Origin of the sequence: Actinomadura sp. NPDC048032 (assembly GCF_040653175.1) — a bacterium.
Classification (GTDB): domain Bacteria; phylum Actinomycetota; class Actinomycetes; order Streptosporangiales; family Streptosporangiaceae; genus Spirillospora; species Spirillospora verrucosospora.
This window is the reverse complement of the sequence record NZ_JBEZJP010000352.1, coordinates 1-9,055: the sequence shown is the minus strand read 5'-3', so window position 1 is coordinate 9,055 and position 9,055 is coordinate 1. Positions and strand designations below refer to the sequence as shown.

The window sequence follows — 9,055 nt, the reverse complement described above, 5'->3', positions numbered from 1 at the left end:
AGGGGCCGCCGGGCTTCGCTATCGAAGACTGGGCCTTCCTGGCCTGCTGGTGCACGCATGAGGTCGCTTGACACACACCCGTGACTTCAGTGCGAGGTTCAGGCGCGAGTGGCGTGGGTGGGGCTAACGCCGTCCTTACGGAGAGGTGTCTACAGTTCCGGTGCCATGCGGCTGGAGCGTGTCGCCTTTCGTTATCGGCGCCGGGACCCCTGGGTTTTTCGGGACGTCACCGTGACGCTTCCAAAAGGAAGCGTCACCGAGGTGACCGGGCATAACGGTGCGGGGAAGTCCACGCTGCTGCGAGTGATGGCCGGCCTGCGCAGGCCGCGAGCGGGCGTCGTCGAAGGCCGTCCCGCACGAGTGGGGTACGCGCCGGAGCGGTTCCCGGTCGACCAGCCGTTCAGCGTTCGCGCCTACCTGGGCCACATGGCGGCCATCCGCCGCGTCCCTGCCGGCACTGGTGACGTCTGGGCAGAGCGGCTGGCCTTTGCGCATCTCCTAGATGTACGGCTGTCCGAACTCTCAAAGGGCAGCGCTCAGAAGATCGGGCTCGCGCAGGCGCTTATGGCGGACCCTAAGCTGCTCATCTTGGACGAGCCCTTCGCGGGCTTGGACGCCGCTACCCGCGATTCCCTCCCCGAACTGATCTCCGATTTGGCCTCGCGCGGCACCACGGTCGTCGTCAGCGACCACCAGCGCTGCATCGAGGCGATGCCCGGCGTCGACCGCTTGCACGTCGCCAACCGCTCCGTGACACCGCTGGCCCCTGGGGACACCAGTCCTTGGACCGTCCTGGAGGTCGAGGTGCCCGGAGACGAGGCCGACACCGTGGAGACGAAGCTGAGGGCCGACGGCTACCGGGTGCGGAGGCGTGAAGAGTGATCGCACTTGTCCGATTCCACGTGGCGGGTTACCTCCGCTCGCTGCGCGTCTTGCAGCCGCTGATCGTCGTGGCCCTGCTGGTGGCGTTGGTCCTCGCGCAGGGGCCGAGCGGTCCTGACGCGGGCGAGCTCGCGGTGCGGACTTTCGCGGATGTGGCGGCGATCATGTTCCCGGTGTGGGCGTGGGCGGCCCGCGCCCTCCTGGACACACAGCCCGATGAGCAGCGCGCTCTGACCGCCACCGCGGCCCGCCACCCGTCCGCGCCCACGTGGGCGGGCCTGCTCGCGGCCTACGGGGTGAACGTCTCACTGGGCGTCGTGACACTGGCCATTCCTCTCATCCAGGCATTTCAGGCGGGCTCGCCGGGACGGGCGATCTTGGCAGGCTGCGGGTTGAACCTGCTCGTGGCCGTCCCTGGCACGCTGCTCGGGGCGTGGACGAGTCGCCTCCTCATCCCCGATCCCGGGATCTCACTGCTGGCGCTTCTCGGCGGCGCGACCGCTCTCCTCCTCCTGGGCATGGGACGGCTCTCCTGGCTCTCCATCCCGATGATCGATTGGATGCGCGCAGCTCACGACGGCCCGAACGTCTTCGTCTCGCACTTCCCCGTCACCGCCCTCCACCTCCTCATCTGGTCCACGGTCGTAGGCACTGCCTACTTCGTAACCGCTCACCGCACCCCCTGACCACTCCCCGCGGTGGTGCATTCACCCTTCGGCGGCGGTGTCGCGGGGGCGGCGGCTCCCGTGGAGCACCAGCTCACACCGCGCCTTCGCCCGCTGACGCGGCCCTTGCCACAGAGGCCTTCGATGCTTGGGCTGACGGGGTAAAGCGTTCCGGCGGTCACGGCGACCACCACGCCGCCGCGTCCCGTGAGCACTCGACCACGGGCACTCGTCTCACGGGAGTTCTCCAGCACGAACAAGCGGGGACGCACAGCACCGCGCGGGGACGGCGCCATGGAGAGCGACCCCAGCGAGCACCAGGTCACACCGCGCCTGCGTCGTCCGGCAGGGCTTTGAACGGACGGAGCTAAGCCTCTGTGGCTGGGGCTGCCACCAAGGCCATGTGCCTGCCGCGCCCCGGAAGGATCCGGCCGATCTGGTTGGCGTAGTCGTACAGGAAGAGGTAAGCGACAGCCTCTGTCCGCCTTCGGCTGCCGCACAGCATGTTGGCAGGGCCCAGGCCGCCGCCAGTATGAGCTGCCGCTCCTCGCCGCTTCCTCTTCGCGGCCAGCTCGACCCGCAGGCATCTCACCGTTGAGGGCCCAGGAGGGCCACCGGGGCGACACTGTGGGCCGACGGCCGTGTGAGTGGATGCTCCTCGCCGCTTCCTCCTCACGGCCGTCTCTGTTCGCAGGCATCTCACCGTTGAGGGGCCGGGATGGCCACCGGGGCGACGGTGTGGGCCGCCGTACGTCGGGTGGTGTGTTCCCGAGGGCGTGAGGCTGTGCGGGCTGATTTGGCCCAGCGGGCGTTCGGTCGGGGGATGCCTTCGGGTGGGTTACGCGGCCTGGACGGTTAGCCATGTCTGCTCCAAAGGGGTGTCGTGGCGGTTGCAGAAGTAGATGCGGCCCGGGTCGCCCCAGTACCAGCCGAGGCGGTCGTCGGAGTCGAGTTGGAGGAGGAGGTGCCATTCCTCGACCGCGCGTTGCTCGTCCGGTGTGAGGGCCGGAGGAGTGAGGGAGTTCAGGGTGCGGCCGGTGGAGGCGTACAGGCAGTCGGGGCCGATGGGACGCTGGACGAGGGTCGGCCAGCCGCCCAGTTGGTGCGCGGGGGCTTCGTCCGGGCAGGTGTGGCGCGTCCACGCGGCGTGCAGTTGTTCGTACACGGGCACGATGCCGTCGTAGACCATCTCCAAGCGCTGGATGACCGCCTCCTGAGGAGAAGGCAGGGAGAGGAACGGGGCGGCGCCTAGCGTGACCTGCGGGTAGGAAAGGGCGCCTGATGGCGGGGTCGCCGGGCGGAGGGTGCCGGTGAAGACGCGCCAGCCGTCGCGTTGGCTCGGCTCGTCGCCCCACGGACGAGGGAGCCCGCTCGCGTAGTAGAACGCGGCGCGGCAAGCGGGCAGACCGGGCACCCTCGGCAGGCCGGCGAGGCCCGCGAAGTCGATCGCGCCTAAGAAGTCGAGCGGGCGGCCGTTCCAGGTCGGCCATGGCTCGTCCGGCGGCAACTGCGGGGTGCCTCCAAGGTGGACGGGCACCTCACCGCGGGTGGAGAGGCGAAGCCCGGGCTTGGTCAGGGGCAGCAGAATGGCCGTGATCTCCGGCGCGAGGAAGGCGTCGAACAGGGCTCGGAGCCGTCGGTACTGTACGGCGAAAGGGTCCATGCACGTAGCGTGGCGCGACCCTCACGCGGCGCGCGACGTCCTGCGAAATTGTGGATAACTTCGTCAGCGTTCGAGGGCGGCCGCGAGTTGCAGCAGGAAGCGGTCGACCTCCTGCTCGTCGTAGCCGGGCCCGAACCGGACGGTGCGGAACGCGCTCTCCCGCACGTCCCGGGCGGTCACGGGCGGGGCGATGCCGCGCAGGCCGGCGATCACGCGTTCGAGGAAGGCGTCCACGTCCCGCACGTCGTAGCCGGGGCGCAGGCCGGCACCGGAGAACCGCGCGTTCTGGATCCAGTTGATCAGCCAGGCCGGCTGGGCGCGGGTGCGGCCGGGGCGCTCCGAGATCGGCGCGCGGGCCTGGAGTTCCCTGATGCACTCGCGGAGCAGCTCGTCCACCGCGCGGTGGTCGTAGCCGCGAAGGACGGTGGTGAACCGGGCTTGGCGCACCTCGTCCGCGGGCACCGGCGGTCCGCCGCTCAGCGCTTGCGAGATCCGTTTGAGCAGGGCGTCGACCTGGTCCCGGTCGTAGCCTCGCAAGACCACCGGCAGCCGTGTACCCGTCCTCACCGGCACCGCGCTCCTCAGCCGTGTCCGCGCGCTCCGCGCGGCGCCGGGAACGCGCCCCGCGGCGCGCTCAGTCCTTGGTCGCCGCGGCCAGCTGCCCGCAGGCCCCGTCGATCTCCCTGCCCCGAGTGTCGCGCACCGTGACCGGGACCCCGTGGGCCTCCAGGCGCCGGACGAACTCGCGCTCGTCCTCGGGCCGGGAGGCGGTCCACTTGGAACCCGGCGTTGGGTTCAACGGGATCAGATTGACGTGTACGAGATGGCCGCGCAAGAGCCTTCCGAGAAGATCGGCCCGCCAGGCCTGGTCGTTGATGTCCTTGATGAGGGCGTACTCGATCGAGACGCGGCGACCGCTGCGCTCGGCGTAGGCCCAGGCGGCGTCCAGCACCTCGGAGACCTTCCACCGGTTGTTGATGGGCACGAGGTCGTCGCGCAGCTCGTCGTCGGGCGCGTGCAGGGACACGGCCAGCCTGACCGACATGTCCTCGGCGGCGAGCTTCTCGATAGCCGGTACGAGCCCGACCGTGGAGACCGTGACCGAACGCTGGGAGATGCCCAGCCCGGCGGGCGCCGGATCGGTGATGCGCTTGACCGCGCCTATCACGGCCTTGTAGTTGGCCAGGGGCTCGCCCATGCCCATGAAGACGATGTTGGAGACGCGGCCGGGGCCCCCTGGGACGCGCCCACGGGCGAGTGCGCGCGCGCCCGCGGCGACCTGCTCGACAATCTCGGCCGTGGAAAGGTTGCGGGTGAGCCCTGCCTGACCGGTCGCGCAGAAGGGGCAATTCATCCCGCAGCCCGCCTGGGACGAGACGCACATCGTCGCCCGGTCGGGATACCGCATAAGAACCGACTCGAACAGGACGCCGTCGAAGGCCTTCCAGACGGTCTTCAGTGTCGTTCCGCCGTCGCAGTCCAGTTCGCGTACCGGGGTCAGCAGCGAAGGCAGCAGTTCGGACACCAGCCGATCCCGGATAGTGGCCGGCAGGTCCGTCATCTTGGCGGGATCGTCGACAAGGCGCGCGAAGTAGTGGCGCGACAGCTGGTCGGCGCGGAACGGCTTCTCCCCCAGTGCGGCGACGGCCTCGCGACGCTCGGCCGTGGTGAGGTCGGCGAGATGCCTCGGCGGCTTGCCGCGCCTCGGTGCGGCGAAGACGAGCTTCGCCGGGGTCTTCTTGGGCGCGGCACCGGTCGCGGAGGGCTGGGTGGTAGACATGGTCCTTCCAGTGTCGCAAACACCTGTGCGTGCATCGTCCGTCCTGGCCGTCCGCCCATACCTGAACAGCGACATTCCTGCACACGGCCTTGTCTGCGACTAAGGTCTCGATCATGTCGGTTTTGCGCAGGGGCGCCGCCTCGCCCCGGGGGTCAGCGGCCACGGTCGTCCACGCGGCGGCCAGCCCGTACGGCAGCCGGCGACTCACCGTGGAGACCGACGGCGAGGTCACCGCCGCCTACCTGAAGGACGCGCGTGACTCGGTGGTCGGGGCGGTCTGGGTCGCGAACCACCGCGAGGCCCCACGGGAACTGGACCGGTCGCGGCTCGACGCGGGTCGCGCGCCCCTCCTGCCGGAGTCCCACGTGCGCCACCCCGCAGGACGCCCGGCGCTGGACACTGAAGCGCTGGAGGTCGTCTGGTTCGAGGAGGGCGACGGCGTGGCCCTGCTTGAGGGGGGCGACCTGCTGCTGGTGATCCCCGGCTGGTCTGACATGGGGCGCGGCATTCCCGGCTACGCCCGCGACGCCACGCTGCAGAGCCCGTTCGCCTTCCCTCTGGACGAAGGGATCGAGGACTTCGGGCCGCGCGTCGAGCAAGCACGCGAGCACTGGAAGAGATGCCGCGCAGACGGCTCCTGGGCGGAGTTCCAGCAGTCGATCCTCGGTCACCTCCTGCAGAGGCTAGGTCCCAGTGGCCACTACTGGCACGATGTCGGACGCCAGTTGGCGGGCGGCAGGCCGAGTATGGCCCCGACGGTAGGGGTCTCGGAGCGTCCCGCAAGAGGCGACCGGCAGTTCACCGTTCTGAGCACGGTCGGGATGAGCCGCCAGCGGATGCCTACGGTCGAACTGTACGAGGACGACGTCGCCCCATACGGACGCATAGAACTGGCCGTCGCCAGCACGCTGCCCAGTCAGCGGTCAGGCAGCATCTTCCCGTGGCTGGCGCAGTACCCGTGGCGGTCGGTGACGTGGTTCGCGCCTGGGGACGTCGTCAAGTGGTACCACGAGGCCCGCACGTTCCCCCTCGGCAACGGCGAGTCGTCCTGGGAGGGCGTGCTTCTCCTGGACGACCCGAACCGTCTCGCGGGACCTGAGGCGCCTGGCATGACCGGACTGACGCTCGCCGGCGACGCCGTCCGATGGCTGTGGCTCGTGCCCATCACGGGCGAGGAGCACCGGTTCGCCAAGAGCGAGGGGTCGGACGCGCTCATCCGGCGTCTGGCCCAGCAGGGCCGTTCCTGGGTCGTCTCCTAAGGCGGCCTGTCTCTCAGGGGCGGTCCGCAGTCGCGCCGCGGAACGCCCCCAGGACGTCCTAGCTGGGGACGAACAGTTCCAGCAGCAGCCAGACGACGGGGGCCGTCGCGACGAGGGAGTCGAGGCGGTCCATCACTCCCCCGTGGCCGGGCAGGAGCGTTCCCATGTCCTTGATCCCGAGATCCCGCTTGATCATCGATTCGACGAGGTCGCCTGCGGTCGCGGTGACCACGGCGGCGAGTCCGATGATCACGCCCTGCCAGATGTGACCGCCGTCCAGAAGCCACCACACCAGCCACCCACCCACGATCATGCAGGTGACGGCGGATCCGGTGACGCCCTCCCAGGTCTTCTTCGGGCTGATCGTGGGCGCGAGCTTGTGCCGGCCCAGGAAGGACCCGGCGAAATACCCGCCGATGTCGCTGGCGACGGTCGTGGCGATGAAGATGACGATGCGGTGGTCGCCGTCGTCGGGACGCATCAGCAGCGCGACGATCCCGCCCATCAGCACCAGGTAGCCGGCCACGAGCGATCCGGCGGTGACGTCCCGCACGTATCCGGAGGCGCCCTCGGTCATGCGCGTCATCAGCAGCGCGAGGACCGTCAGCGAGACCGCGGCGATGGTGGCGGTGGAGCCCCACACGTAGGCGACGACCGGCGTTCCGACCATTCCCGTCGCGACAGGGATGAACGGGACACGGATGTCACGGCTCTTGAAAGCCTCGGTCAGTTCCCGCATACCGAGGAACAGGAACACGACCATCACGCCAAGGAAGATCTCCTTGATCGTGTACAGCGAGAGCAGCACGAGAGCGCCGAGCGCGACGCCCACGCCTATGGCGAGCGGGAGGTTTCGCCCCGTCTTGCTCTCGGGCTTCCCAGCGGGCGTCGCGCCACCGGAAGGCGAGGGGCCATCGGAAGACGGGGGGTCGCCGGAGCCGTCCCGCCCCTGCCCAGGGGGCGAGGCCAGTGCTTCTCCGGGGGGTGGGCCGGCCATGTCGACCTCCGGCTCGTCCGGGGAGCCCGAGGGCTCCCCGGCGTCGTCAAGTCTCATCAAACTTCGAGCAGTTCGGCCTTCTTGTGCTCAAGGAGCTCGTCGATCTGCGCCACGTAGCGGTGCGTCGTGTCGTCGAGATCCTTCTCGGCACGCCTGACGTCGTCCTCGCCGACCTCGCCGTCCTTGGCGAGCTTGTCGAGAGCGTCCTTCGCGCGGCGCCGGATGTTGCGGATGGAGACCCGGCTCTCCTCCGCCTTGGTGCCGGCGACCTTGATGAACTCCTTGCGGCGCTCTTCCGACAGGTCCGGGAAGACGACCCGGATGACGTTGCCGTCGTTGGTGGGGTTCACACCGAGGTCGCTGTCGCGAATGGCCCTCTCCACCGCCTGCATGGACGACTTGTCGAAGACCTGGACGACGACCATCCGCGGCTCGGGGAGCGTGAAGGACGCGAGCTGGTTGATCGGCGTCGGCGTCCCGTAGTACTCGGCCGTGATCTTGTTGAACATCGCGGGGGTGACCCGGCCCGTGCGGATGGCCTGGAAGTCCTCCTTGGCGACCGCGACCGCCTTCTCCATCTTCTCCTCGGCTTCGAGGAGGGTCTCGTCGATCACTGTGACTCCCGTGTCATCTGGTCGGCCCTGATCCTGCGGTTCCGCGCCGCGTCCGGCGCGGCCGTGGGCTGCGGTCAGCCCTCCGCCGGGCTGACCAGCGTGCCGATCTTCTCACCCCGGACGGCCCGGACGATGTTGCCCTGCCCCATGAGGTCGAAGACCACGATGGGGAGCGCGTTGTCCATGCAGAGGCTGATGGCCGTGGCGTCCATGACCTTCAGGCTCCGCTGTAGAACTTCACCGTATTCCAAACGGTCGAACTTGACCGCGTCTGGATTCTTTCGGGGATCGGCATCGTAGACACCGTCCACTTGCGTGGCCTTCAGGACCGCCTCCGCACCGATCTCCAGCGCGCGCTGGGCGGCGGTGGTGTCCGTCGAGAAGAACGGCTGACCGAGCCCGGCGCCGAAGATGACCACGCGGCCCTTCTCCAGGTGCCGCATGGCGCGGCGCGGGATGTAGGGCTCGGCCACCTGGCTCATGGTGATGGCGGTCTGCACCCGCGTGTCGAGCCCGAGCTTCTCCAGGAAGTCCTGCAGGGCCAGGCAGTTGATGACGGTGCCGATCATCCCCATGTAGTCGGCGCGTCCGCGGTCCATGCCGCGCTCCGCCATGACGGCGCCGCGGAACATGTTCCCGCCGCCGCACACGACCGCCACCTGCACGCCGTCCCGGACGGCTTCGGCGATCGCTTCGGCGACGTGCTGGACGACCTCCGGGTCGATGCCGAGCGGGTCACGTCCGGCGAAGGCCTCGCCCGAGAGCTTCAGGAGCACCCTCTTCCAGCCCGCGCGCGGCGCGTGCTGGCCGGACGACGAGGCCGCCGTCGCGCTACTGGTCGTCTTGTCCGGCACGTCGGCGGCCTCCTCGTTGCGTTCGCTATGTCTCGGGTACTCGTCTCCAGAGTGCCCTTAAGCCTGCCCGACCTTGAACCGGGCGAAGCGGACGACCTTCACGCCGGCCTCGTCGAGGACCTTCGCGATCGTCTTCTTGTTGTCCTTCACGAACGCCTGCTCCACGAGCACGAAGTCGCGGAAGTAGGCGTTCACCCGGCCCTCGACGATCTTCGGGATCGCCTGCTCGGGCTTGCCCTCGTCGCGGGTGAGCTGCTCGGCGAGCGCCCGCTCCTTCTCGATCGCCTCGGCGGGGATCTCCTCGCGGGTGAGGTACTTCGGAGCCATCGCCGCGATCTGCT

9 protein-coding genes and 1 pseudogene are annotated in these 9,055 nt (G+C 69.3%); 3 read left to right on the top strand and 7 right to left on the bottom strand.

The genetic code is table 11. The features are described from left to right. Positions 1-165 precede the first annotated feature (165 nt). Both AB0C69_RS32355 and AB0C69_RS32350 read left to right on the top strand, forming a co-directional pair. Positions 166-882 carry an ATP-binding cassette domain-containing protein gene (locus tag AB0C69_RS32355; RefSeq protein ID WP_360358760.1) on the top strand — a complete coding sequence of 239 codons (717 nt, stop codon included), beginning with the start codon at positions 166-168 and terminating at the stop codon, positions 880-882. A 50-nt stretch (positions 883-932) separates the two neighbouring features. Beyond that, on the top strand, positions 933-1,568 hold the full coding sequence (locus AB0C69_RS32350; RefSeq protein ID WP_360358759.1) for a hypothetical protein: 636 nt from the start codon (positions 933-935) through the stop codon (positions 1,566-1,568). An 817-nt stretch (positions 1,569-2,385) separates the two neighbouring features. Here the strand turns inward: AB0C69_RS32350 and AB0C69_RS32345 are convergent. The 3 genes from AB0C69_RS32345 to rlmN all read right to left on the bottom strand — a co-directional run bounded on the left by AB0C69_RS32345 (position 2,386) and on the right by rlmN (position 4,990). After that, on the bottom strand, positions 2,386-3,210 hold the full coding sequence (locus tag AB0C69_RS32345; RefSeq protein ID WP_360358758.1) for a YwqG family protein: 825 nt from the start codon (positions 3,208-3,210) through the stop codon (positions 2,386-2,388). Positions 3,211-3,273: 63 nt separating this feature from the next. After that, entirely contained in the window at positions 3,274-3,753 is a 480-nt protein-coding gene (locus AB0C69_RS32340) for a DivIVA domain-containing protein (protein ID WP_360358757.1), read from the bottom strand. Between the two features lie 91 nt (positions 3,754-3,844). Next, positions 3,845-4,990 carry a 23S rRNA (adenine(2503)-C(2))-methyltransferase RlmN gene (gene rlmN, locus AB0C69_RS32335; protein ID WP_360358756.1) on the bottom strand — a complete coding sequence of 382 codons (1,146 nt, stop codon included), beginning with the start codon at positions 4,988-4,990 and terminating at the stop codon, positions 3,845-3,847. A 113-nt stretch (positions 4,991-5,103) separates the two neighbouring features. On the opposite strand from rlmN, the gene AB0C69_RS32330 reads away from it, so the two are divergent. Next, a complete protein-coding gene (locus tag AB0C69_RS32330; protein WP_360358755.1) occupies positions 5,104-6,249 on the top strand; it encodes a suppressor of fused domain protein in 1,146 nt (381 codons plus the stop codon). 58 nt (positions 6,250-6,307) lie between these two features. On the opposite strand, the gene AB0C69_RS32325 is transcribed toward AB0C69_RS32330, so the two are convergent. The 4 genes and pseudogenes from AB0C69_RS32325 to AB0C69_RS32310 form a co-directional block, all read right to left on the bottom strand. Beyond that, positions 6,308-7,081: a phosphatidate cytidylyltransferase gene (locus AB0C69_RS32325; RefSeq protein WP_360358754.1), complete on the bottom strand. Its 774-nt coding sequence runs from the start codon at positions 7,079-7,081 to the stop codon at positions 6,308-6,310. A gap of 221 nt (positions 7,082-7,302) precedes the next feature. Next, positions 7,303-7,860 carry a ribosome recycling factor gene (frr, locus tag AB0C69_RS32320; RefSeq protein WP_345175023.1) on the bottom strand — a complete coding sequence of 186 codons (558 nt, stop codon included), beginning with the start codon at positions 7,858-7,860 and terminating at the stop codon, positions 7,303-7,305. Positions 7,861-7,934: 74 nt separating this feature from the next. Continuing rightward, positions 7,935-8,714: a UMP kinase gene (gene pyrH / locus AB0C69_RS32315; protein WP_345175021.1), complete on the bottom strand. Its 780-nt coding sequence runs from the start codon at positions 8,712-8,714 to the stop codon at positions 7,935-7,937. Positions 8,715-8,771: 57 nt separating this feature from the next. Beyond that, a pseudogene (locus AB0C69_RS32310) lies at positions 8,772-9,055 on the bottom strand (elongation factor Ts); the annotation flags it as partial.